This window comes from Pseudomonas sp. AF32 (genome assembly GCF_022342325.2).
Classification (GTDB): Bacteria; Pseudomonadota; Gammaproteobacteria; order Pseudomonadales; family Pseudomonadaceae; genus Aquipseudomonas; species Aquipseudomonas uvaldensis.
The window spans coordinates 38,468-62,789 of sequence record NZ_RQJK02000028.1 but is presented as its reverse complement, the minus strand read 5'-3'; the positions used below and the strand labels follow the sequence as shown (position 1 = coordinate 62,789).

The 24,322-nt window shown below is 60.7% G+C and carries 20 protein-coding genes; 9 read left to right on the top strand and 11 right to left on the bottom strand.

Annotated elements, in window-relative coordinates:
- The first annotated feature begins 105 nt into the window (after positions 1-105).
- Positions 106-861, top strand: coding sequence for a spermidine synthase (locus tag EGM97_RS22970; RefSeq protein WP_238963605.1), 756 nt, complete (start codon positions 106-108; stop codon positions 859-861).
- Between the two features lie 397 nt (positions 862-1,258).
- Positions 1,259-2,929 carry a DEAD/DEAH box helicase gene (locus EGM97_RS22965; protein ID WP_053155193.1) on the top strand — a complete coding sequence of 557 codons (1,671 nt, stop codon included), beginning with the start codon at positions 1,259-1,261 and terminating at the stop codon, positions 2,927-2,929.
- 213 nt (positions 2,930-3,142) lie between these two features.
- On the opposite strand, the gene EGM97_RS22960 is transcribed toward EGM97_RS22965, so the two are convergent.
- The gene (locus EGM97_RS22960; protein ID WP_238963607.1) at positions 3,143-3,910 is read right to left on the bottom strand and encodes a DODA-type extradiol aromatic ring-opening family dioxygenase; all 768 of its coding nucleotides are present in this window, start codon (positions 3,908-3,910) and stop codon (positions 3,143-3,145) included.
- Between the two features lie 104 nt (positions 3,911-4,014).
- Here EGM97_RS22960 and EGM97_RS22955 point away from each other — a divergent pair, with 104 nt between their 5' ends.
- Positions 4,015-4,668 carry a thiopurine S-methyltransferase gene (locus EGM97_RS22955; protein WP_238963609.1) on the top strand — a complete coding sequence of 218 codons (654 nt, stop codon included), beginning with the start codon at positions 4,015-4,017 and terminating at the stop codon, positions 4,666-4,668.
- A gap of 112 nt (positions 4,669-4,780) precedes the next feature.
- Here EGM97_RS22955 and htpX read toward each other — a convergent pair whose 3' ends face one another.
- Both htpX and EGM97_RS22945 read right to left on the bottom strand, forming a co-directional pair.
- Positions 4,781-5,668: a protease HtpX gene (htpX, locus tag EGM97_RS22950; RefSeq protein ID WP_238963611.1), complete on the bottom strand. Its 888-nt coding sequence runs from the start codon at positions 5,666-5,668 to the stop codon at positions 4,781-4,783.
- 301 nt (positions 5,669-5,969) lie between these two features.
- The gene (locus EGM97_RS22945) at positions 5,970-7,181 is read right to left on the bottom strand and encodes a pyridoxal phosphate-dependent aminotransferase (protein ID WP_053155200.1); all 1,212 of its coding nucleotides are present in this window, start codon (positions 7,179-7,181) and stop codon (positions 5,970-5,972) included.
- A 221-nt stretch (positions 7,182-7,402) separates the two neighbouring features.
- Here EGM97_RS22945 and msrB point away from each other — a divergent pair, with 221 nt between their 5' ends.
- The 3 genes from msrB to EGM97_RS22930 all read left to right on the top strand — a co-directional run bounded on the left by msrB (position 7,403) and on the right by EGM97_RS22930 (position 8,880).
- Positions 7,403-7,798 carry a peptide-methionine (R)-S-oxide reductase MsrB gene (gene msrB / locus EGM97_RS22940; protein ID WP_238963613.1) on the top strand — a complete coding sequence of 132 codons (396 nt, stop codon included), beginning with the start codon at positions 7,403-7,405 and terminating at the stop codon, positions 7,796-7,798.
- 138 nt (positions 7,799-7,936) lie between these two features.
- Positions 7,937-8,422: a glutathione peroxidase gene (locus EGM97_RS22935; protein ID WP_238963615.1), complete on the top strand. Its 486-nt coding sequence runs from the start codon at positions 7,937-7,939 to the stop codon at positions 8,420-8,422.
- Positions 8,419-8,880: a MarR family winged helix-turn-helix transcriptional regulator gene (locus EGM97_RS22930; RefSeq protein ID WP_238963617.1), complete on the top strand. Its 462-nt coding sequence runs from the start codon at positions 8,419-8,421 to the stop codon at positions 8,878-8,880. Before EGM97_RS22935 ends, EGM97_RS22930 begins: the two co-directional genes overlap by 4 nt.
- Here EGM97_RS22930 and EGM97_RS22925 read toward each other — a convergent pair.
- Positions 8,864-11,185 (bottom strand): hybrid sensor histidine kinase/response regulator, encoded by a 2,322-nt coding sequence (locus tag EGM97_RS22925; RefSeq protein WP_238963619.1) that lies wholly within the window; start codon positions 11,183-11,185, stop codon positions 8,864-8,866. The genes EGM97_RS22930 and EGM97_RS22925 overlap by 17 nt on opposite strands.
- 163 nt (positions 11,186-11,348) lie before the next feature.
- Here EGM97_RS22925 and EGM97_RS22920 point away from each other — a divergent pair, with 163 nt between their 5' ends.
- Both EGM97_RS22920 and EGM97_RS22915 read left to right on the top strand, forming a co-directional pair.
- On the top strand, positions 11,349-12,239 hold the full coding sequence (locus EGM97_RS22920) for an ATP-binding protein (protein ID WP_238963620.1): 891 nt from the start codon (positions 11,349-11,351) through the stop codon (positions 12,237-12,239).
- Positions 12,236-12,718: a GAF domain-containing protein gene (locus EGM97_RS22915; RefSeq protein WP_238963628.1), complete on the top strand. Its 483-nt coding sequence runs from the start codon at positions 12,236-12,238 to the stop codon at positions 12,716-12,718. Before EGM97_RS22920 ends, EGM97_RS22915 begins: the two co-directional genes overlap by 4 nt.
- A gap of 35 nt (positions 12,719-12,753) precedes the next feature.
- Here the strand turns inward: EGM97_RS22915 and EGM97_RS22910 are convergent, their stop codons facing one another.
- From EGM97_RS22910 to EGM97_RS22880, 7 genes are all read right to left on the bottom strand, one after another.
- Positions 12,754-15,705 carry an HD domain-containing phosphohydrolase gene (locus tag EGM97_RS22910; protein WP_238963630.1) on the bottom strand — a complete coding sequence of 984 codons (2,952 nt, stop codon included), beginning with the start codon at positions 15,703-15,705 and terminating at the stop codon, positions 12,754-12,756.
- Positions 15,706-15,763: 58 nt separating this feature from the next.
- On the bottom strand, positions 15,764-19,384 hold the full coding sequence (locus EGM97_RS22905; RefSeq protein ID WP_238963646.1) for a transporter substrate-binding domain-containing protein: 3,621 nt from the start codon (positions 19,382-19,384) through the stop codon (positions 15,764-15,766).
- 10 nt (positions 19,385-19,394) lie between these two features.
- Positions 19,395-20,021 carry a response regulator transcription factor gene (locus EGM97_RS22900; RefSeq protein ID WP_024776711.1) on the bottom strand — a complete coding sequence of 209 codons (627 nt, stop codon included), beginning with the start codon at positions 20,019-20,021 and terminating at the stop codon, positions 19,395-19,397.
- A gap of 312 nt (positions 20,022-20,333) precedes the next feature.
- Positions 20,334-21,662 (bottom strand): deoxyguanosinetriphosphate triphosphohydrolase, encoded by a 1,329-nt coding sequence (locus tag EGM97_RS22895; RefSeq protein ID WP_053155217.1) that lies wholly within the window; start codon positions 21,660-21,662, stop codon positions 20,334-20,336.
- A 64-nt stretch (positions 21,663-21,726) separates the two neighbouring features.
- Positions 21,727-22,062, bottom strand: coding sequence for a hypothetical protein (locus EGM97_RS22890; protein WP_053155220.1), 336 nt, complete (start codon positions 22,060-22,062; stop codon positions 21,727-21,729).
- Positions 22,059-22,448, bottom strand: a complete 390-nt coding sequence (locus tag EGM97_RS22885; protein ID WP_238963648.1) for a phage holin family protein — start codon at positions 22,446-22,448, stop codon at positions 22,059-22,061. Before EGM97_RS22885 ends, EGM97_RS22890 begins: the two co-directional genes overlap by 4 nt.
- A 2-nt stretch (positions 22,449-22,450) precedes the next feature.
- Positions 22,451-22,765, bottom strand: a complete 315-nt coding sequence (locus EGM97_RS22880; protein WP_053155225.1) for an ElaB/YgaM/YqjD family protein — start codon at positions 22,763-22,765, stop codon at positions 22,451-22,453.
- A 341-nt stretch (positions 22,766-23,106) separates the two neighbouring features.
- On the opposite strand from EGM97_RS22880, the gene EGM97_RS22875 reads away from it, so the two are divergent.
- Complete coding sequence (locus tag EGM97_RS22875) at positions 23,107-24,315, top strand: ammonium transporter (RefSeq protein WP_238963650.1); 1,209 nt, start codon at positions 23,107-23,109, stop codon at positions 24,313-24,315.
- Positions 24,316-24,322 lie beyond the last annotated feature (7 nt).

The following is a 24,322-nucleotide window of genomic DNA, read 5'->3' as shown; positions in this document are numbered from 1 at the left end:
AGTGCGTGACCTGCTCCCGTCGCATGGCCGACAATCGCGCTTTTGCCCAGGCTGTCCACTGGCTTGGCCCGTTGTGAGGCGCTTCGGTTGCCATCAGGAGATGAAATGACAGAGGAGCGCGTCGAGCATCTGCTCGCCGAGGTGCACGATGAGTTCGGCATGATCCGGGTGTTCGAAGTGGCCGACTACCGGTTCCTCGAGTTCGGTGACGCCATCGAGCAAAGCTGCGTGTTCACCGCCGATCCCAGCTGGCTCGAATACGATTACACCCGTGCCATGCTGATCGGTGCGTTATGTCATGAGCAGCCGGAAAGCGCGCTGTTCCTGGGGTTGGGTGCCGGTACGCTGACCCAGGCCTGTCTCAAATTCCTGCCGCTGGAAGATGTCGAAGCCATCGAGTTGCGCCCCGATGTACCGCGCCTGGCGATCGAATACCTGGGGCTGGACGACGATCCGCGCCTGTATATCCGGGTCGGCGACGCCCTGGAGCTGCTGGAAACCGCCGAGCCTGCAGACCTGATCTTCGTCGATCTCTATACCGATGTCGGCCCTGGCGTCGGGCATCTGGCCTGGGGGTTCCTGGAGGATTGCCAGAAACGCCTGAACCCGGGCGGCTGGCTGGTGATCAACCAATGGGCCACCGACGACGGTAAACCGTTGGGCGCTGCACTATTGCGCGGCTTGTACCACCGGCATTACTGGGAACTGCCGGTGAAGGAGGGCAACGTGATCCTGATCGTGCCGGCGGACCTGGAGCAGGCCATGGACATGGAAGGGCTGGTTGCCCGGGCCGAGGCGCTGGCGCCGCGATTGGGCTATTCGTTGCTGCCGCTGATCAAGGCTATCCGGCCGGCGACGTGATACAGCCGAGAATCCTGTGGCGAGGGGATTTATCCCCGCTGGACTGCGAAGCAGGCCCATAGAGTTTAAGGCCTTACGCCTGCTGCGCAGCCGAGCGGGGATAAATCCCCTCGCCACAAAGGGTGAACCGGTTTAGCCGCTGTAAAAAAAGCTCCCTTTTCGGGCGAATTCCGGTATAGTGCGCGCCGGCCTTTAGCCGGGCCGCGTCAAGACAGCGCAATTGCGAAGCCAGCTTCGGTTGCATGTCCGTATAACGGACGCTTTCTCGACGTTCTTTTTCATTCATTCGTTTTCGCAAATCCCCGCCGACAAAGCTGCCAGGGCGACTCTTGAGTCTCAACACGGCATGCGCAGCTTTGGAGCATGGGTCTTTGCGGATGCACTTAGAGGCAGACCCATGACCCAGGAAATCGGCGGCTTCGCCGCTCTTGAACTTCATCCCAATATTGTCGCTGCAGTAGTCGCTACCGGCTATGAAGAGCCTTCGGCCATTCAGCAGCAGTCGATCCCGATCATTCTCGCCGGTCACGATATGATTGGCCAGGCGCAAACCGGTACGGGTAAAACCGCCGCGTTCGCCCTGCCGATCCTGCACCGCATTGATCCGTCCAAGCGCGAGCCGCAAGCTCTGATCCTGGCCCCAACCCGCGAGTTGGCGCTGCAAGTTGCAACCGCTTTCGAAACCTACGCCAAGCAGATGCCGGGCGTGACTGTTGTGGCTGTCTACGGCGGCGCGCCGATGGGCCCACAACTGAAAGCAATCCGTAATGGCGCACAGATCGTTGTCGCCACTCCGGGCCGTCTGTGCGACCACCTGCGTCGCGACGAAAAAGTCCTGGCTACCGTGAACCACCTGGTTCTCGACGAAGCCGACGAAATGCTCAAGCTGGGCTTCATGGATGACCTGGAAGTGATCTTCAAGGCCATGCCGGAAACCCGCCAGACTGTACTGTTCTCGGCTACGCTGCCGCAGTCGATCCGTGCGATCGCCGAGCGTCATCTGAAAGACCCGAAACACGTCAAGATCCAGAGCAAGACTCAGACCGTCACCGCGATCGAGCAGGCTCACCTGCTGGTTCACGCCGACCAGAAGACCTCTGCCGTCCTGAGCCTGCTGGAAGTCGAGGATTTCGACGCCCTGATCATGTTCGTGCGCACCAAGCAAGCGACCCTGGACCTGGCCAGCGCCCTGGAAGCCAAAGGCTACAAAGCCGCTGCGCTGAACGGTGACATTGCCCAGAACCAGCGCGAGCGCGTGATCGACTCCCTCAAGGATGGTCGTCTGGACATCGTTGTGGCGACCGACGTCGCGGCCCGTGGCCTGGACGTTCCGCGCATCACCCACGTCTTCAACGTGGACATGCCGTACGACCCGGAATCCTACGTTCACCGTATCGGCCGTACCGGTCGTGCCGGTCGCGAAGGTCGTGCGTTGCTGCTGGTGACTCCTCGTGAGCGCCGTATGCTGCAAGTGATCGAGCGTGTGACCGGTCAGAAGGTCGCGGAAGTTCGCCTGCCGGATGCCCAGGCCGTTCTGGATGCTCGCATCAAGAAACTGACCAACAGCCTGTCGCCGCTGGTAGCGGATGCCGAATCGACCCACGGTGATCTGCTCGATCGCCTGACCGCCGACATCGGTTGCAGCCCGCGTGCGCTGGCCGCCGCTCTGCTGCGCAAGGCGACCAACGGACAGGCGCTGGACCTGGCTGCGATCGAGAAGGAGCGTCCGCTGGTGCCGAACAGCACGCCTCGTGGCGACCGTCCTGAGCGCGGTGACCGTCCGGACCGTGGTGATCGTGAGCGTCGTGCGCCGATCCCGCTGGCCGAAGGTCGTGCCCGTTGCCGTACCGCCCTGGGTGCCCGTGATGGCATCGCCGCCAAGAACCTGCTGGGTGCCATCCTCAACGAAGGTGGCCTGGCGCGGGAAGCCATCGGTCGCATCCAGGTGCGCGACAGCTTCAGCCTGGTGGAACTGCCGGAAGAAGGCCTGGAGAAGTTGCTGACCAAGCTCAAGGACACTCGCGTGGCCGGCAAGCAACTCAAGCTGCGTCGTTATCGCGAAGATTGATCGGCCCTTGGCTGATTGATCGAGCATGAAAAAATCCCCGACTGGTTCGGGGATTTTTTTGGCCTGTTGCCTGGTGCTTTTTCCTGGAATCGGTGTTGAGCCCATCGCGAGCAGGCTCGCTCCCACAGTTGATCTCTGGTGGTCGCGGTTTGTGAGCGACCCAGTCAATGTGGGAGCGAGCCTGCTCGCGATCGAGGCGACTCGGTACAGCGGTTAGCCAAACTGATAAATGTCCATCCCCAACGCCCCCATCGTGAACCCTTGGTGAACCACGCTGAATCTTCCCCCGGCGCCGCGGGCAAAATACAGCGGCAATAGGTGCTCGTCGCTGGGGTGACTGCGCACGGCATTGGGCGCCTGGCGGCGATAGTCGTGCAGCGCGACCTCATCATCGGCCGCCAGTTTTTCCACGATCCAATCCCGAAAAGCCTTCGCCCACGGCTCGATGCTTTCGGGGCCGGCGTGCCAATCGAGGTCGCGCAGGTTGTGGGTGATGCTGCCGGAGCCAATCAACAGAATGCCTTCCTGGCGCAAGTTCGCCAGCGCTCTGCCGACCTGGGTCTGCAAAGTCGGTCCCTGACGGCTGGGCAGGGAAACCTGCACCACCGGGATATCGGCCTCGGGATACATCAAGGACAACGGTACCCAGACGCCGTGATCAGAAGGGCGTTGGGTGTCGAGGCGCGCGGGCAGTTGCGCAGCGTTGAGCAGGTCCGCCACTGTCGCCGCCAGCTCGGGATTTCCCGGTGCGGGATATTGCACCTGATACAGCGCGGGCGGAAAACCGCCGAAATCGTGCCAGGTACGCGGCTGCGGGTTGGCGCTGACCTGAAGCTCGTTACTCTCCCAGTGAGCGGACACAATGACGATGGCTTTGGGCCTGGACAGTTGCGCGGCAAGGCGAGCCAGCGCCGGGCCGCTGTCGCCGGGCTCCAGAGCAAGCATCGGCGAGCCATGTGAGATAAACAGGCTGGGCAGCATGTAAGGGCTCCTGAACGTTAAGATGTCGTCATCTTCCATCAGCCCTATGATCGGAATCTAATATAAGTTTTAACCCGTTTTCATCGATATTTTTGGAGTACAACATGGACGCTGCGTTTTGGCATCAGCGATGGTCGACCAATCAGATCGGCTTTCACTTGCCGGAAGTGAATCCCTATCTGCAACGTTTCTGGTCGCCGCTGGAGTTGGAGCAGGGCAGTCGGGTGCTGGTGCCATTGTGTGGCAAGACCCTGGACCTGCTGTGGCTCGCCCATCAAGGCCATTCGGTATTGGGCGTGGAGTTATCGGAAAAAGCCATCACCGATTTGTTCCAGGAGCATCAATTGGAGCCGAGCGTGAGCGAAGAGGGTGTGTTCAAGGTGTTCCGTGCCGGTGACATCGAACTCCGTTGCGGCGATTTCTTCGCCTTGACGGCAAAGGATGTGGCTGGCTGCACCGCGTTGTACGATCGGGCGGCGTTGATTGCCTTGCCTGCACCGATGCGCGAACAGTACGCGGCTCACCTTCAGAGCCTCTTGCCAGACTGTGTCGGCCTGCTGATCACACTGGATTACGACCAGGCGCAGATGTCCGGTCCACCCTTCGCCGTAGGGGATGACGAGGTGCAGCGGCTGCTGGGGAGCAACTGGCGACTGGAGGTCTTGCAAGAGCAGGATGTACTGGGGGAAAGCTGGAAGTTCTTGCAGGCTGGGGTGACGAGGTTGGATGAACGGGTTTATCGGATTTCCAAGGGTTGAGGGTGATGTCGTCTGTGCGGGCCCTATCGCGAGCCTGCTCGCGATGGGGCCTGGACGAACAGCACAAAAAAAGCCCGCATCGCTGCGGGCTTCTTTTTGTCGTTCGAACTGATCAGCCGCGGCGACGCAGCGCGTCGATACGCTCTTCCAGCGGTGGATGGCTCATGAACAGGCGAGCCAGGCCCTGCTTGATGCCACCGTTGATGCCAAACGCATTCAGGGTGTCGGGCATGTGCACCGGCAGGCCCTGTTCGGCACGCAGGCGCTGCAGGGCGCCGATCATGGCGCCGGTGCCAGCCAGGCGGGCGCCGGCGTCGTCGGCGCGGAATTCGCGTTTGCGCGAGAACCACATGACGATGGCGCTGGCGAGGATGCCCAGGACCAGTTCGGCGAAGATGGTCGCCACGTAGTAGGCGATACCCTGGCCTTCTTCGTTCTTGAAGATCACCTTGTCGACGAAGTTACCGATGATGCGGGCGAAGAACATCACGAAGGTGTTCACCACGCCCTGGATCAACGCCAGGGTCACCATGTCGCCGTTGGCGACGTGGCCGATTTCGTGGGCCAGCACCGCCTTGACCTCATCGGGCGAGAATCGCTCCAGCAGACCCTGGCTGACCGCGACCAGCGCGTCGTTCTTGTTCCAGCCGGTGGCGAAGGCGTTGGCCTCGTAGGCCGGGAAGATCCCGACTTCCGGCATCTTGATCCCTGCTTCGCGGGACAACTGCTCGACGGTCTGCAGCAGCCATTGTTCATGGCGAGTGCGCGGCTGGCTGATGATCTGGGTGCCGGTGCTCATCTTCGCCATCCACTTGGAGATGAACAGCGAGAACAGGGAGCCGGCGAAACCGAACACCGCACAGAAGATCAGCAGCTGATTGAGGTTGAGATCAACCCCATTGGCCGCCATGAACCCGTTGAAGCCGAACAGGCTCAGGGTGATGCTGGCAATCAGCACGACCGCCAGGTTAGTGGCCAAGAACAGCAGGATGCGCATCATGGTGGTAGCAAACTCCTCATGCTTAGGATGTAGCGTTATGCGGGGTATATAAGGTGCTGTAGCAGCCTATTCAACTCACCGACTATTTCAAACTGTGTCCTACAGGCTTCCCAAATGATTGAAAGACTTTTCTGAAAGTACCAGAGGAATGAAATATGTCGTTCTTGCCCCGTGAGCGTGGGGGCCTGCAGCCCATCGGTTGCTGGACAGTCAGTGTAGAAGGACCTTCAAAACCGACTGAACAGATATGTTGCTGAATCAGTCAGCGCGCGAGGCGAGGTACCTCGCACGCTGAACCGGCCTATTGACGGTAGGACTTGAGGAAATTGCCGATACGGCCAATGGCCTGCTCCAGGTCATCGACCCGCGGCAGGGTCACGACGCGGAAATGATCCGGCCACGGCCAGTTGAATGCCGTGCCCTGGACGATCAGCAGCTTTTCGGACAGAAGCAGGTCGAGTACGAATTTTTCGTCGTTGTGGATCGGGCAGACTTTCGGATCGATCCGTGGAAAGGCGTAGAGCGCGCCCATCGGCTTGACGCAACTGACGCCGGGAATGTCATTGAGCAGTTCCCAGGTGCGGTTGCGCTGTTCCAGCAGTCGGCCCGGGGGCAAGACCAGGTCGTTGATGCTCTGGTAGCCGCCCAGTGCCGTCTGGATGGCGTGCTGGCTCGGTACGTTGGCGCACAGGCGCATGTTGGCCAGCATATCGATGCCTTCGATGTAGCTCTGGGCGTGATGCTTGGGCCCGGAAATGGCAATCCAGCCGGAGCGGAAACCCGCCACGCGGTAGGATTTGGACAAGCCGTTGAAGGTCAGGCACAACAGGTCCGGAGCCAGGGAGGCGGTGCAGATGTGGACGGCGTCGTCGTACAGGATCTTGTCGTAGATCTCGTCGGAGAACACCACCAGGTTGTGTTGGCGAGCCAACTCCAGCATGCCCAGCAGCACTTCCCTGGAGTAGACCGCGCCGGTCGGGTTGTTCGGGTTGATGATCACCAGCGCCTTGGTGTTCGGCGTGATCTTGGCCTTGATGTCCGCCAGGTCGGGAAACCAGTTGGCCTGTTCGTCGCACAGGTAATGCACCGGGTTGCCACCGGACAGGCTCACGGCAGCGGTCCACAGCGGGTAGTCCGGGGCCGGCACCAGCACCTCGTCACCGTTGTTGAGCAGTGCCTGCATCGACATCACGATCAGCTCGGACACACCGTTGCCCAGGTAGATGTCCTCGATGCCGACGCCTTCGACCTGCTTCTGCTGGTAATACTGCATCACCGCCTTGCGTGCGCTGAACAGGCCCTTGGAGTCGCTGTAGCCCTGGGCGGTCGGCAGGTTGCGGATCACGTCCTGGAGAATTTCATCGGGCGCTTCGAAACCAAAGGGTGCCGGGTTGCCGATGTTCAGCTTGAGGATGCGATGGCCTTCCTCTTCCAGGCGTTTGGCGTGCTTGAGCACCGGGCCGCGAATGTCGTAGCAGACGTTGGCGAGCTTGTTCGATTTGCTGACCTGCATGGTGATGTGTTCCCGAAAATGAACGATCCAGGCGGGCGTCTCGACGACCGTTCTGGTGATCCTGCGTCTGTACCCGGGCTTGACGCGGCATGGGCGTCACAATCCGTTTGAATACGCAGGACGCGACTGCCAGACTGGCATCTGACGAGGCGCAATCATACGTGCCGCCCGACCCGCGGAAAAGCGTCGGATCGGGCTTTTTCAATTGCCGAGGCAAGACGATGGAAAAGTTGCAGAAAACCCTTGATGAGTGGCGCGCCATGCTCGATCCGGAGCAGTACAACGTTTGTCGATTGAAGGGCACCGAACGACCGTTCTCGGGCAAGTACAACGCCACCAAGACCGATGGCGTGTACCACTGCATCTGCTGCCACGAGCCGCTGTTCGATTCCCACACCAAGTTCGATTCCGGCTGCGGCTGGCCGAGTTTCTACGCGCCCATCGAGGGCAACGCGGTGATGGAGGTGCGGGACGTGAGCCACGGCATGATCCGTACAGAGGTGGTGTGTGCCAAGTGTGATGCCCACCTGGGGCATGTATTCCCCGACGGCCCGCCGCCCACGGGGCTGCGGTACTGCATCAACTCGGTGTGCCTGGACCTCGTGGCCCGCGAGTAAACCTGTAGGAGCGAGGCCTTGTTCCTACAGGCCTTGCTCTTGAATAGTCCATGATGTCGGTAGTCCTGCTAATTAAATTGCACACAATTGAATTGCTCGCTATCTTGCACGCCTGTCCCATTCCTTCGGAGCCTTGCCATGAGCGACAACTTGCTGAGCATCCCCTGCACCACCATCAAGGGCGAGCAAAAGACCCTCGCCGATTTCGCCGGCAAGGCCGTGCTGGTGGTCAATACCGCCAGTCAGTGCGGTTTCACGCCGCAATACAAAGGCCTCGAATCGCTGTGGCAGACCTACAAGGACCGGGGCCTGGTGGTGCTGGGCTTTCCCTGCAATCAGTTCGGCAAGCAGGAGCCGGGTAACGAGGGCGCGATTTCCGAGTTCTGCGAGCTGAATTTCGGCGTGAGCTTCCCGCTGTTCAAGAAAATCGAAGTCAACGGCGCCAATGCTCATCCACTGTTCGTCCAGCTCAAGCAGCGAGCCCCTGGCGTGCTGGGATCCAAGGGCATCAAGTGGAACTTCACCAAGTTCCTGATCGGCAAGGATGGCCAAGTGGTCAAGCGTTTTGCTCCGACCACCAAGCCCCAGGACCTCACTTCAGAGATCGAAGCCCTGCTCAAATGAATGACGTGTCGATCGATGCATTGAGGCTCGACAGCCAGTTGTGCTTCAAGCTGTACGCCGCGTCGCGGGCGGTGATTCGCGGCTATAAGCCAATGCTCGACCAGCTCGGCCTGACCTACCCGCAATATCTGGCGATGCTGGTGCTGTGGGAATGGCAGGACATCGCGCCGGAGCAACCCACGGTCAAGGCCCTGGGGGAGCGGCTGCTGCTGGATTCCGGGACACTGACGCCGCTGCTCAAGCGCCTGGAACAGCTGGACCTGGTGCAACGCCAGCGTTCGGCCCGGGATGAGCGCGAAGTGCACTTGAGCCTGACGGACACAGGGCGGGCCCTGCGTAACCAGGTCGGCCCGCTGAAGGCCCGCCTGTTATGCGATAGCGGGATCGACCTGGACGGCCTGGGGACGTTGCGCGATGCTCTCGACCACCTGCTGGGGCAGATCAAGGCGCTGACGTAGTCGGTACCCACTGATCCAGTACCGCCGCCAACTCCTCGCGGCGGAACGGTTTGGACAAATAGTCGCTCATGCCGGCGGTCCGGCAGCGTTCCCGCTCCTCAGGCATGGCATTGGCTGTCAGTGCGACAATCGGCAGGTCCGGCCAGCGCCCGCTTCGGCGTATCTGCCGACTGGCTTCGTAGCCGTCCATCACCGGCATGTTGCAATCCATCAGCACCAGGTCGAAATCCCGTTGTTCGAGCTGATTCAATGCTTCCGCGCCGTGGGCTGCGACGGTGACTTCGCAGCCCAGCTTCACCAGCATGCCCTTGGCGACCAATTGATTGACCGGATTGTCCTCGACCAGCAAGACCTGGGCGCGCCTGGACAGCGGCGGCGTCTCGATCTGCGTTTCGTTGATGGTGGTCGCTTCGCTTTGCAGGGCGCGACGCAGGATCTGATACAGCGCATGGCGTGCCAGCGGGCGGGCCTGTTGCAACAGCGGGGCGAGGGCTGCGGCTTCCTGGCTGGGCATGAAACTGCCGTAGGCGGTTACCAGCAGGATGGGGGCGCTGAAGGTCGGTCGCAGGTTGAACAGGCATTCAGGGCAGTCGGTGATCAGCACATCGGGCTTGAGGCCCAGCAGCGAGTCATCCACGGAGCGTCTCTGGTAGTCCAGCCCCCAGGTGGGCAGCAGCATGTCCAGCAACTCGGCCAACCCGCTGCTGCCGGCGGTGATGGCGACGACATTGCCGCGCAACGGTTCGGCGGGCGTCGCCGGGGTATGGCAAGACAGGGGCAGGTCAGCGCAGAACTGGCTGCCGAAGCCGGCTTCGGAGCTGATCGTCAACCGGCCCTGCATGGCTTCGCAGAGGTTATTGGTCAGCGCCAGGCCCAGGCCGGTGCCACCAAACTGACGGGTAATGCCGGCACCGGCCTGGGTGAAGGGCTGGAAGATCCTCGCCTGGGCTTCCTGGGGAATGCCGATGCCGGTGTCGCAGACCTCGATGCGTACACCGCCTTCGTAGGCAGTCAGTCGTACATCGACCCGGCCGAAGCGGGTGAATTTAAGTGCATTGGACAACAGGTTGCTGACGATCTGACGCACCCGGGTCGGGTCGCCAAGCACCTGCGCAGGGAATCGTGGATCGATCAGGCAGGCCAGCTCGACACTGGGGGCGGCATTCTGGGAAAGCAGGTTGGCAGTGTCCTCGATCAGGGAGGCCAGATCGAACGGGATGCGTTCGAGTTCCAGTTGGCCGGCATCGAATTTCGACAGATCGAGAATGTCATTGAGCAGTTCCACCAATACCTTGCCCGAGTCATGGGCAATCGAGAGCTGCTGTTGTTGTTCAGCGGTCAGGGGCCCATCCAGGGACAAGGCAATCATCCCCAGCAGGCCGTTGAGCGGCGTGCGGATCTCATGACTCATGCTGGCCAGGAAGGCGGAACGGGCTTCGGCCATGTCCAGGGCGGTACGCCTGGCCACTTCCAGTTCTTCGTTGGATTGGCTGAGGCGATCATTGATGGCCTTGAGTTCGGCGGTGCGCGCCGAGACGATGTTTTCCAGTTGCGCCAGGTATTCGGTGAGGCGATTTTCGGCGGTACGCCGCTGCTGGATTTCGGTGGAGATATTCTCGAACTGCTGGTTGGCGACCGAGACCAGTACGCCGATCTCGTCGTATTGGTGGCCGGAAGGGCAGTCCAGCCGGCTCTGTTCGCTGCTGGCCGGGTCTCGACTGCTCAACTCACGGATAACCCGCACCAGGGGTTTGGTCAGCATCACGTAGAACAACGCCAGTAATAGCCCGGTCAGGATCAGGCTGCGGGCGAAGCCGTTGAGCAACGTCACCTCGGCCCGGCGCAGGAAACGACTGCCGAATGTATAGGTGTCGACGTCCAGGCGCAGCACGCCCAGGGATTCGCCGGGCAGATGGTCCAGGTAGAGCCGGTCTTCGAATTGACGCTGTGCACCGAACAGAAAGTCGCTGATGAATCGGTAACTGCTCTGCAGCTCGGGTCGTTTGACGCTGGCCAGTACGGTATTGTTGTTGTCGACCAGTTCGGCGCCGATGATCGCCGGTGAACGCAGCAGCCCCAGGGACAGTTCCTGGGCCAGTTCGGCGTCGATGTTGTAGGCGATGCGCGAGGCGGGGTTGTGGCTGATTTCCATCAGCGACAGGATCTCGCGGTTGATCGACGCGTCTTCGCTGGCATAATCGATGCCTATCTGCACCAGGCTGAGCAAAGTGCCCAGTACGAAACCCACCAGGACGGTCAGTCGAGCCTGCTTGTATGACAGCCGTTGGGTGAACCTGATGTCCATGGAATGGTGAACCACTTACGTTTCCCTTCGCCGCTCAAGCATAGCTGATCATCTCTGAATACCGGCCCGGCCGGTTTATGTTGTGTGGGATAGACCCGCCAATGAATACGGCGTTTCGTCGCCGTGGCACCATCATTACTGTGAACCTGCCCGAGGAAAAGACGTGGACTCGCGATTGAATGCTTTTCTTGAGCGCGCCGATGCGGTGCTGGCCCGTATCGAACCTTTGCTGCCCGCGCCCCGGCCTGCCATCGACTGGACCGCAACCCTGGCGGCCCGCTGGCAGCGCGACGGCCGCAGCGGGTACCTGCTGCCGCTGCAGGTCAGCCTCGACATGCGCCTGTCGGACCTGATCGGCGTCGAGCGCCAGGTCGAACAACTGGGACGCAACACGCACCAGTTCATCCAGGGCATGCCGGCCAACCACGCGCTGCTCTGGGGCTCGCGAGGTACGGGTAAATCGTCCCTGGTACGTGCCTTGCTGGCCGAGCATGCCCCGCAGGGCTTGCGGTTGATCGAGATCGAGCGCGATCACCTGGCGGATCTGCCTCGGGTGGTCGAGCAGGTCGCCAAGCTGCCCCAGCGCTTCGTGTTGTTCTGCGATGACCTGTCGTTCGAATCCGGCGAAGGTGATTACCGGGTGCTCAAGAGCGTGCTGGATGGCTCTCTTGAACAGGCTCCGGACAATGTGCTGCTGTATGCGACCTCCAACCGCCGCCATCTGGTGCCGGAAAAGGAAAGCGACAACGAGAACTGGAAGCGGGTCGATGGCGAGCTGCACCCCAGCGAAGCCGTTGAGGACAAGATCGCCTTGTCCGACCGTTTCGGGCTGTGGCTGTCGTTCTATCCCTTTACCCAAGAACATTTCCTCAACGTGGTCGAGCACTGGATCGGCGAACTGGCGGCCAAGGCCGGGCTGGCCTGGCAGCGTGATGAAGCACTCGATATACAAGCAGTCCGGTGGGCCACCGGACGGGGCAACCGCAACGGACGTTGCGCTTATCAATTTGCCCGTTATTGGGTAGGCCTCAAACTTCTGGAGCATAAGGCATGATCGATCTGAAGAGCACCGGCCAAGGCCTCGACGGCTACGAGCTGTTATCGGCACAGCTGCAATCCCTGTTGGCCGATGAGCGTGATTTCATTGCCAATGCCGCGCAGTTTTCGGCGTTTCTGTTCAGTCAGCTGGATGACCTGAACTGGGCTGGCTTTTACCTCAATCGCAACGAAGAGCTGGTGCTGGGCCCGTTCCAGGGCCAGATCGCCTGCGTGCGGATCCCCTTCGGCCGGGGTGTTTGCGGCACGGCGGCGGCAACCGGCCAGACCCAGCGCGTCGAGGACGTGCATGCCTTCGCGGGTCACATCGCCTGTGACAGTGCGTCGAACAGCGAACTGGTGGTGCCGCTGTTCAAGGATGGACGCCTGATCGGCGTGCTTGACCTGGACAGCCCGAAGCTGGCGCGCTTCAGCGAGCTTGACCAGGCCGGCATCGAGCAGTTGGCGCAGATTTTCCTGCGTCTGACCGACTGCTGAACGAGCAGGCTCGGACCCAATGGGGGCGATTGCGATCAGCATGGCCGTAATCCCGACTGGGCCAGGAGCTGTTCCACGTCGACGTCATCGATCTGGCCCGGATCGAGAAACTGCTCGGCGTAGCTCAGGTAGACCCGTTCATCGATGAACAGCTTGAACAGCTCCGGATCGATATGGGCGTCACGGCACATGGTGGCCATGATGCCCAGGGCTTCACTCAGTTTCTTGGCTTTCTTGTAGGGGCGGTCGGCCGCTGTCAGTGCTTCGAAAATATCGGCGATCGCCATCATGCGCGCCGGCAGACTCATTTCCTCGCGCTTGAGTCGCTTGGGGTATCCGGTGCCATCCATTTTTTCGTGATGACCACCGGCGATTTCCGCAACGTGCTCCAAGTGGCTGGGGAAGGGCAACTGGCTGAGCATCAGGATCGTCTGCACCATGTGGTGATTGATGACGTAGCGTTCTTCGCGGGTCAGCGTGCCCCGTGGGATGCTGAGGTTGTAGAGTTCGCCACGGTTGTATTTCCAGGCCGGCACATCCAGTTGGAAGCCCCATGGGTTGTCTGCCGGGATCAGTTCGGCCTCGTGTCGCGCCACCAGGTGTTCGGGTTTGTCGGCCAATAGGGTTTCGACGACCGGGAGCGTTGGCTTGGGCGTGCGCGCCTGGCGCCGGCTCTCTTCCCACGACACACCCAGGCGATCGTCCAGTGTCCGGACCCAGGGGCGCTGGGCAATCTTCTGCAAACGTTGCAGGTCGGTGTCGGCCATGGCTTCGGTACCCAGGTTGCAACGCGCGACGAAGGCGAAGTCGTCGTCGAGGCCGGCCAGCGTCTCATCGCGTTTGTGCGCCAGCAAGGAAGGTTCGCCTCCCGTTGCCAGGGCTTTCCAGTAGTCGATCCAGGCGTCGCGCTTGAGCACCTCGAAGCGGGTGCGGATTTCGTGGATCCGGTCGTTCAGGGTTTCCAGCTTGGTGGCTTTGTCCACCACGTACTCGGGGGTGGTGACCTTGCCGCAATCGTGCAGCCAGGCGGCGATGTGCAGCGCTTCCCATTCATCTTCGGTGGGGTGGTAGCCTTCGAACGCCGGAGCGGTGCTCGCGGCGGCGGCCTGGGCGAGTAGCAGTGTCAGGGCCGGCACCCGCTGGCAATGACCTCCGGTATAGGGGCTCTTGGCATCGATCGCACCGGCCAGCAACTGAATGAACGAATCCAGCAACTGTTTCTGGCGGGTTTGCAGGCGCTGGCTTTCGATGCTCACGGCAGCAGCGCCGGATACCGCCTGCAGGAAGGCGATGCGGTCTGGTTGGAGTTTCTCCAGGTCGGCTTCGGTGCCCGTATCGTGGATCAGCAGCACCAGCATGCCGATGGTGTCCAGGTGGCGGTTGCGCAGGTGGATGCCAATCAGATGGACCCGAGGGGATTCGAGTGTCTGCAGAATACGCTGCAGATCACCGGTCTGTTCGAAGCCCAGGGAGGTGACGAGGTTGTCCGTGAGGGCCAGTTGCCGCAGCCAGGGTGGGCTGGTATCGCCGGCCAGTGGATGGCTTTGCAGTTCAAAGGCCGCCAGCGACTGTACGGCCCCATCGATGACCAGTCCGTACGGCTTGACCTGGTCACTGTCGTTCTCGCGTAGATAAATCAGGCCAGCCTGGGCCTGGCCGATTTTCACAGTCTCGAACAGCACCCGTTCGAGCAGTGGGGCGAAGCGGGTTTCGGCACGCAGGCTGGCGGTGATTTCGAAGAAGCTTGCCAGTGTCTCTTTCATTCGGGCCATCGAGAGGCTCAGCTGATCGATCTCCAGCACCAAGGTGTGGCGCGACACCGGATGGGTGAAGTCGAAACTGCGAATGGCATCCGCTTCCTGCACCAACGCGCTCAACGGTTTGACCAGCAGCCTGGAAGTCAGCCAGCCCAAGGGCAGACACAGCAGCAGGGTGGCCAGGGTAATCAGGGCGCCCTGCCAGCGCATGCGATAGGCATCGGCCAGCAATTCATCCTCGGGCACCAGCAACGCCAGCTCCAGGCCCTGTGGTCCGCCTTCCTGCATATGACTGCGGGACACGATCCATTGGCGGCCGGCTGCCGCCAGGTGCGTTGCGTCACTGTTGGCGTCGAGCGCGGCGGCGATGGATGGGTTGAGCTCGCGGGCTTGGATCAGTCGGGCCGATGCTGTGTCCGCTAGCAACCGATCGCTGTCGGGATAACCCACGGCATTGCCTTGGGGATCGATCAGCACGATCTCGGTGCCGACGGTCACCTTGTGCTTGGCGAGCGTCTGGGACAAGGCCGCGAGGGTGAGGTCGGCACCGATGACCGCGTCCTCGCCGCTTCGGCGGGCAAGGGTCGTGCCGATGTTGCGGGTGGAAAAGAAAACGTAGGGTTCGGTCGTGATCTGCCCGGCAGTGTCCAAAGCACTGCGAAACCAGTCGCGTGTGCGTGGATCGAAGGTGCCATCGGCATTGTCCTGGGCACTGATGAAAGCCAGTGCCTGATCGTAGAACAGCGATAGTGAGCGCACCCGGCCCGACAGGCCCGTCCGCTCTATGGTCCAGACCTGGTAGGTCGCGTCGACTGGCGCGTTCAGCGCGGTCTTCAGCGCCTGGGTGCGCAGCGGCCGGACCATCAGGAAATTGCCATCGCGATCGCCCAGGTACAACGAGGCCAGGTTCGGGTTGTCCCGCAGTGCCTGGCTGAACGGGGTGAGCAGCGCCAGGCGTTGCTCCATTCCGGGCGCCCGCGTCGCCGGATAATCGGCCAGCAGGCTCAACACATGGCGGATCGGTTCGTAGGTGTCGTACAGGTCCAGGCGCACGTCCCGCTCAATACGGTTGAACAGTTGTTCGCTGCTCGACAGGATGATCTGCGTGGTCTGCCGGTAGTTGAAGAGGCCCAGTGCCACGCCGGTCAGCAGCAGAAGCAGGGTGAACATCACGCTGATATGCACGTGCAGGGGGAATCGGCGTTGTGCTGGACGCGGTGCGCTGGGCATTGCAGTCACTCCAAGTGTGGGTACGCACTGCTGAGCGGCCAGCATAGTAAATACCGGACTATTTTGCCTTGGCGACCTCGTTTTCCAGCACTCTCTCCAGCTCCGTCATGGCGCGTTCGAGGGCTTGGGTGCATGCCTGGATTCGTTCGGTTGCCCGGGCTTGAAGACAGGCATGCTCCAATGCTTCGCATCGCTGGATCAGCTCGGTGGCCTGCACGATACGGGCAACGCCCTTTATCTTGTGTGCCGTTTCGGTCAACGCCTGCCGGTTCCCGCTCCGGGCGATATCGAGCAGTTCCTGGCGATCGGAGCGGTTGCTGTTCAGCAGCTCCGCCAACAGCCGCCGGGTGGACGAGGGGTCACCGCCCGTGAGCGCTCGCAGATTGTGAACATTGAAGGCTCGTGGCTGGCTGGCGGGGCTGATCGCGTTCATCCATTGGCTCAGGACAGTCAGGCTGATCGGCTTGAACAGACAGTCGTCCATCCCCGCGTCCAGGCAGCGTTGTTTTTCTTCGGGTTGAGCATTGGCAGTGAACCCCAGGAGCTTGCAGGGTGGCAGGTGCCGCTCGGACTCGTGCCGGCGGATCGACCGGACCAGCTCGTAGCCGCTCATGACGGGCATGTTGCAGTCGACGATGACCAGATCGAAACGCCCGTCCTTCCAGGCCGCCAGCCCTTGTTCGCCGTCGTCGGCGACCTGGTAGTGATGGCCCAGGTATTCCAGTTGCTGTGACATCAACAAACGATTGGCCGGATGATCGTCCACCACCAGCACGTTCAGGGCGACTGATGCCGTTTCGATCACGGGCGGGGGAGGTGTGCAGGTGTCAATCGTTGGCAACACGCTCAATTGCAGGCAAACCCGGACTTGCGTGCCGGCTCCCGGCTGGCTGTTCATGTGCAGGTTACCCCCCATCATCCGGCACAGGTTACGACTGATCACCAGGCCCAGCCCGGCGCCCTTGCGGGCCATCCGGCCGGTATTGTCGGCCTGGGCAAAAGGTTCGAACAGACGTTGCAGGTCGGTCGGGCCGATGCCGATGCCGCTGTCGCTGATGTCCAGTTGCAGTTGCAGCACGTCGTCCCAGTCGGTTCGGGACAACCGGGCGTGAACCCGTACCCAGCCCTGTTCCGTGAACTTGAGGGCGTTGCTGACCAGGTTCGAAACCACCTGCTTGAATCGAAGGGGGTCCATCAGCACGTCCGGGTTGGCATCCGTAGGGTCGAATTGCAGGGTCAGTGTCAGATTTTTCTGTCGGGCCAGGCCCTCGAATACCCGTATGACCGATTGAAGCAGTGCCCTGAGGTTCACCCGCTCGGGCGCCAGGCTCAGATGCCCCGACTCGATGCGGGCGATGTCCAGGATGTCGCCGATCAGCTCCAGCATGCCGGAGGCCGATTCGTAGGCGACAGCGATGGTGGCGCGGTCCACTTGTCCCTTGTCGGCCTGCTTCAGGGCCAGTTCAAGCATGCCGATCACCGCGTTCATGGGGGTGCGGATTTCATGGCTCATGGTCGCCAGGAAGGTGCTCTTGGCCCGGTTCGCTTCATCGGCCCGTTCCTTGGCCGCTCGAAGTTCATCGAACAGCTGCCGTCGTTCGCTGATGTCGATCCAGCCGCCAATGATGCCCTGCACCTGCGCGGCGGAGTTGCGATAGGGCAGGACCCAGTGGTAGATCGTCAGCTTCCTGTCGCCGATACACAGCGGCCTGTCGACGATCAAGGGGGTGCCTTCTTCCATGACGCGCAGGTAGTCCGCCTGGTACTCCTGGGCTTCGAAGGCATTGCTCATCGAACCGGGCATCACGTCCTTGCCGATGACGTCTTCGCGTTTGGCGTCGAAGGCTTGCAGATAGCTGTCGTTACAGCTCTGCAGGACGCCATTGCGGTCTCTGACGTAAATGGGATGCGGGGTGCCGTTGAGCAGCGAGTGCATGAACTCGAGCTGGTCGTTGAGCGCCAGTTCCGCTCGCTGGCGCTGGCGGATCTGCCGTCGCATGTAGGCATTCCAGGCCAAGGACAGCAGCAGTAGCAGGCCGACCCCCGCGACGGCCTGGAGGAACAGGCGGTTGTAGGTGCGCCAGGTCTGCTCCGATGCCGGGATGTAACCCCTCCATCGGTTGTTGATGACTCCCAGTTCGTCGGGGTCGATGCTGGTCAGTGCCTTGTCGAGAATGGAGCTCAGCTCGGTGGCGGTTCTGGCGGTGGCCAGGGAGAACATGGCCTGCTCGGTGCCCACGGTGCTGCTGATCTGCAAGGTGTCTTTGAACGTGTGGAACGAAAGAAAATAGTTGGCCATCACCAGGGAATGCACACTGCCGTCGACCTGGCCATGGGCAAGCAGTTGCACGGCGTGCGCGGAATCGGTGGTTTCGATGATCCTGATGCGCGGGTACTGGCGATGTAGCCAATCGATGATCGGGTTGCCTTTGGCGATCGCCAGGCTTCCTGATTCGAACTGGTCGAGCGCCGTGGGCGCGTCGGATCGCTTGCGGCTCAGCAGGACGAACGAGCTGTCGACGTAGGGACGGCTGAATCTGAGATGCCGTTGCCGTGCGCTGCTGGGCAAGAGTGCCGCAATCATGTCGGCCTGATCATTGCCCACCGCGGCAATCGCCTCGCTGTCGCCGCGATGGCGCTGGATATCCAGGCGCAAGCCTGTGCGCAGCCGGATCAGCTCCAGCAGGTCGGCGCTTATCCCACGTAAGTCGCCATCCGGATCGAAGAATGTGAACGGGGCGAATGTTTCGTTCACAGCCACCCGAACCACCGGATGACTGGCCAGCCAGCGTCGTTCCCGGTCGGTCAGTTGTATCCGGTGCTCGGTGAGGTAGAGGTCGCTGCCTGCGCTCCAGCGTTTGGAGATTGCCGCCTGTTCGGTAACCGGAATCCGGTTCAGCGTGGTATCGATTATTTCCAGCAACCGGGTGTCCTGGCGTCGTACCGCGAAACCGAATCCATGGGATTCATGCTTGCCGAAGCTGGCCATTCGGATGTTGTTCAGATAACCCTTGTTGATCATGTAGTGGGTAGAAATGGTATCGCCAAGAAATACATCGGCCTGGCCGAAGGCGACGGCGTTGAGGGCGTTCTGGTAGGAGGGGTAGGTGGTGATCCGTGCCTTCGGGTACAGCCTTTCGATGTCCTGCGTCGGCAGGTAGTGATAGACCATGCTCAGGCGCAGCCCTTCCAGGTCCTCGGCCAGGGACCGGTTTTCATGGGTTCGGGTAACAAGAACGGGTTGATCCACGGCATAGGGCGTCGAAAGGGCCAGGTCCGGGTCACGGCCTTCGAAACCGTTGGCGGTCCCCAACATGTCGATCTGTCCGTTCTTGAGCGCGGCGATGGCCGCACCACGGGAGTCGAACCGCAGGACCTTCATGGGCAACCCGGTCGCCCTGGCAATGACCGCGGCGTAATCGGCGGTCATGCCTTCATAGTCGCGTCCGCTGGTTGAAAGATCGAAGGGCGGATAATCCGGCGCGGAGGTACCCAGGACCAGTTCCCGCCGTTCTCGCAGCCAGGCGCGTTGGGAGTCATCGAGGTTGACCTCGGCCCGGGCCGTGCTCGAGCGGCCCAGGAGGGTGTAATGCTCGGGTGCAGTGGGGGTTGCCGCAACGAGTTCTGCAAATAGCCCTGCGATCAATGGCAGGAAAATTCCTTTTATGCCTGTGGACATCCTGTTTTTCTCACACCAGTGCGTTTCGTTTCGCCATCTCTATGAGTTCTACCAAGGACTTGACCTTGAGTTTCTGCATCAACCGTTTCTTATAGGTGCTGACGGTCTTGTTGCTCAGAAACATGCCTTTGGCTATTTCCTTGTTGGTACGACCCTGGGCAAAAAGTTGCAATACCATCAACTCGCGATCATTGACGTTCTTGAACAGATCCAACTCGATACTTCGAGGATCATCGGGGCGCACCGGATTAAGTGCCTGGCTCGGAAAATAGTTGTAGCCTGACAATACGGCCTTGATCGCACTGACGAGTTCGCTGAGGTCTTCCTGCTTGCAAACGTAACCGGAGGCACCGGATTGCATGCAACGGATACCGAACAGCGTCGGTGATTGCGCCGTGAGCACCAGAGTCTTGAGCGGTGTGGTCATGGCGTTGAAGCGCGAAAGGATTTCCAGCCCGTCGAGTTTGGGAATGCTGATGTCCAGGATCACCAGATCCGGCATGCATTCGCGCACCATTTGCATCGCATCGACGCCATTGTCGGTTTCCCCTACGACTTTATAGCCCTCATGCTCCAGCAGCATGCGAACAGCGAGGCGGATCACCGGATGATCGTCGACAATGAAAACGGAGTTCATGAATAAAAGTCCCATGCGAGCCTAAATAAAGCGCGCACCTTAGCCCAGTTAAAGCCCAGGCCGTACGAGGAGACGGGCATTCATCCTTAGTTTCAGAAGTTTCCTACAAAAAAAGAGGTTGAATACTACGAGGTATTCGGTTTTTTAGTAGGTTATTGGCATGAAGTTGGGCGAGCTTTTATTAGTGAGCGTCTTGTTTAGAGATGTTTATCATGGTTTAGCGACAAACAGATCGAGGGCCTTTTGCAACTTCAGCAAAAAGCCCGATCTCATGTGAGCGGTGGGTAATGGGTATGTGACGCGCAAAAGTTTTTATTGACGGATGCGCCCCGTCATCTCCTGGGCCATCTCACTGGCGTAACTGTCTGTCATCCCGGCGATAAAGTCGATCATCCGCAGGAACGCCGCATGCAGGGACCCATTGGGGTCGGGCGCGTTGTTGCCCAGCAGGTCGAGGATGCGTCGATTCTTGAATGAAGGAGTACGCCCGCCATGTTGTTCCAGCGCGGCGCCGCAAAATCCGTTAAGCAGGATTTCCAGCGTGGTGTAGGCACCGATTTCATTCAATGTCTTGCGTTTGTCCTGGAATATCTTCTTGCGCGCCATGTCCTTGGCATTCAACACACAGCGCTTGGCCGGTCCATGCATGTGCTCCACGAGGTCGCCTGGCAGCGTGCCGGCCAGCAACGCTTCCTGCTGTTCGACGAATGCCCGGGCGGCGGCGTTGGTCAGGTGCTCGATGGCCTTGCCTCGCAGGATCGCCAATTTGCGTCGACGTGAATCCAGTGGTCCGAGTTGACGGTAGGTTTCCGGCAGATCGTCACCCACCAGGTCCAGGAGCAGCGACTCCACTTCCGAGTAAGCCAGCAGGTCCATCTCCACGCCGTCTTCCAGATCGATCAGCGCGTAGCAGATATCGTCCGCGGCTTCCATCAGGTACACCAATGGGTGCCGCGCCCAGCGCTGGTCTTCGATCTGCGGCAGGCCGAGCTTGTGGGCAATCTGCTCAAGCAGGGGCAATTCGCTCTGGTAGCATCCGAACTTGTGCTTCTTGTAGCCCAGGGAATCGGCATGGCGGGCCGTCCAGGGGTATTTCAGATACGTACCGAGGGTGGCATAGGTGAGGCGGGTGCCGCCGTCGAACTGATGGTATTCAAGTTGTGTGAGGACCCGGAACCCCTGGGCGTTGCCTTCGAAGTGGAGAAAGTCGTTGCGTTCAGCCTCGCTCATGGCATCGAGCCAGCCACGGCCTGCCGCCTGTTGAAACCAATAGCGGATAGCGTCCTCGCCGGAATGGCCGAACGGTGGGTTACCGATGTCGTGGGCCAGGCAGGCCGACTGCACCACCATGCCCAGGTCGCTTGGTTCGCACCAGTCAGGCAGGGCGCCGCGAATGGTTTCCCCCACGCGCATACCCAAGGAGCGTCCGACGCAACTGACTTCCAGCGAATGGGTCAGGCGTGTGTGGATGTGATCATTGCTGGAAACCGGGTGTACCTGGGTCTTGCGTCCCAATCGCCGGAAGGCGCCGGAAAAGATGATGCGGTCATGGTCTTTATGAAAAGGGCTTCGGCCCAGTTCTTCCGAGCTGTGCAGCGGTTTCCCGAGGCGTTCGCGAGTCAGCAGGGTGTGCCAGTCCAAGGCCGGTTGCTCCGTTGAGGATTTGTCGCTAGCTTCCCTGTTCAGGCAGCGCCCCGCAAGCCCGTCAAGGCTTGCGTGCGCTCTTGGCCAGTTTGATCAACGGCAGCAGCGTCGTCGCCAGTCGCACCAGGCGAAGCAAGCCAGTGCTGCGTCCGCGGCGGGTGCGCTTGCCGGTGAGGAAGCCCAGCAGCGTAACCGCGGCCATGCCCCAGAGGGGAGCGTGTTTGATGCCGAAACCTTCGTGCCAGTTCTGGGTGAAGCCACGTACCCGCTGCAAGGGTTGCAACAGTTGGTTCGTTTCCTGGCGGATTTCCTGGCGATGCATTTCCATGCGCAAGCGCACCAGTGCCTTGCGCATTTCCTGTCGTGTCCGGGCTTGAGGGATATCGGGCAGGCTCATGGCAGCAGGCGCTCCCGGTCGTTGGACAGTTCTTCCAGCGTGGCGTGAAAGGGTGATGATTCGTCGTAGATCGCCGCCTTGAGCCGAAGTCCGCAGAATAGCGCCGCCAGCAGATAAAACAGGCACAGGCCGATGATCCCCGCCATGCGATAGGTATCCCACACCAGAATCAGCACCAGCGTCGAGAGTCCTACCAGCAGCAGCAATGCAAACACCAGTGCCAGACCGGCGAACAGCAGGAGGCTGACGGTACGGGCCTTTTGCTCTTGCAGTTCCATGCCGAACAGTTCGACATGGCTGTGCAGCAGCCCGAGAAACGCGGCCCCCAGACGGCGTGCCGAAGATTTAGTGCCCGCTTCGGACGAGCCAGGTTCGTTCATACCCATCATCAGCGCCGTGTCGCCAGCAGACCGATCAAAAAGCCCACCCCAGCGGCGATGCCGACCGATTGCCAAGGGTTGGCCTGTACGTATTGCTCCGTAGCGATCACCGCCGCCTGGCCGCGTTCGCGCATGGAGTCTTCGGTCACTTTGAGGGTGTCGCGGGCACGCAGGAGGGTTTCGTGGATCTGGCTGCGCAGTTCGTCGGCCTGGTCACCCGCCAATGTCGCGGTGTGCTCCAGCAGGCGTTCGGTGTCGCTGACCAGTGTTTGAAAATCTTCCTTCAGGATTTCTTGTGCAGTCTTTGCCTGGGGGCTGGCCATGGATGGATCTCCGTGAAATGACATCTGATGCGTTCGAGTGTAAGCGTTGCCGGAAGGTTCAGTGAAATTGACTGGTACAACTTTTGCTCGGTCCTGGCCCAAGGTTTGCCATGCGCTGGTGCATCGGCCGTCTCCGTGCGCCGAAGTCGGGCGCAGGGCAGCAAGACCTTAACTCAAATAAACAGAACCGGCGAAGCATCACCTTTGTATTGACCTGATTCATGCACCAAAGCGGTTCGCTGGCCTTCGAATGGCAGGCGAATCGGTTCAACTTGGTGCATTGCAGGCGGTGCGATCCGCTCGGATGCTTCTTTCAACTTTTTTTCAGGTCTGCCAATACCATGGAAAATCTGCAAAGCGCTGTGGACAGTCTGGTCCACAGCTCCAACACGCTGTTCATTCTGCTCGGCGCGGTCATGGTCCTGGCCATGCACGCCGGTTTTGCGTTCCTGGAAGTGGGGACCGTCCGGCAAAAAAACCAGGTGAATGCACTGTCGAAAATCCTCAGCGATTTTGCAGTCTCGACCTTGGCCTATTTCTTCGTGGGCTACTGGATTTCCTATGGCGTGACGTTCCTGCAGCCAGCAGCGGCGCTGAGTACCGATCATGGCTACAGCCTGGTGAAATTTTTTTTCCTGCTCACATTCGCCGCTGCGATCCCGGCGATCATTTCCGGTGGTATTGCCGAACGTGCGCGATTCGCACCGCAGTTGTGCGCCACGGTGTTGATCGTGGCGTTCGTGTATCCCTTTTTCGAAGGCTTGGTCTGGAATGGCAATCTTGGTCTGCAAGCCTGGTTGCAAGCCCGGTTCGGTGCCGGTTTTCATGACTTTGCCGGTTCTGTGGTGGTGCATGCCATGGGCGGCTGGCTGGCGCTGGCCGCCGTCCTGCTGCTTGGCGCGCGCAACGGTCGATACCGGGACGGTCGACTGGTGGCGTTCGCGCCATCGAGTATTCCGTTTCTCGCGCTCGGTTCCTGGATTCTGATTGTCGGTTGGTTTGGTTTCAACGTGATGAGCGCCCAGACGCTGCCGGGGGTGAGCGGACTGGTGGCGGTCAACTCGTTGATGGCCATGGTCGGCGGAACCGTGGCGGCACTGATCGTCGGGCGCAACGACCCGGGCTTCCTGCACAACGGCCCGTTGGCCGGGCTGGTGGCGGTCTGCGCCGGCTCCGACCTGATGCACCCGGTAGGTGCGCTGGCCACCGGTGCCATTGCCGGCGTCCTGTTTGTCTGGTGTTTCACTGCGGTCCAGGTCAAATGGAAGATCGACGACGTGCTCGGTGTCTGGCCATTGCACGGGTTGTGCGGGGTCTGGGGGGGCGTTGCCTGCGGTATCTTTGGTCAGGCTGCCCTGGGCGGCCTGGGTGGGGTCAGCCTGACCAGCCAACTGATTGGCAGTGCATTGGGTGTGGCCGTCGCCCTGGCCGGTGGGTTCGCGGTCTATGGCCTGATCAAGGTCGTATTGGGGCTTCGGCTGACGCAGGAACAGGAGTATTACGGCGCCGACCTGTCGATTCACAAGATAGGCGCCGTCAGTCAGGACTGAAGGAAGC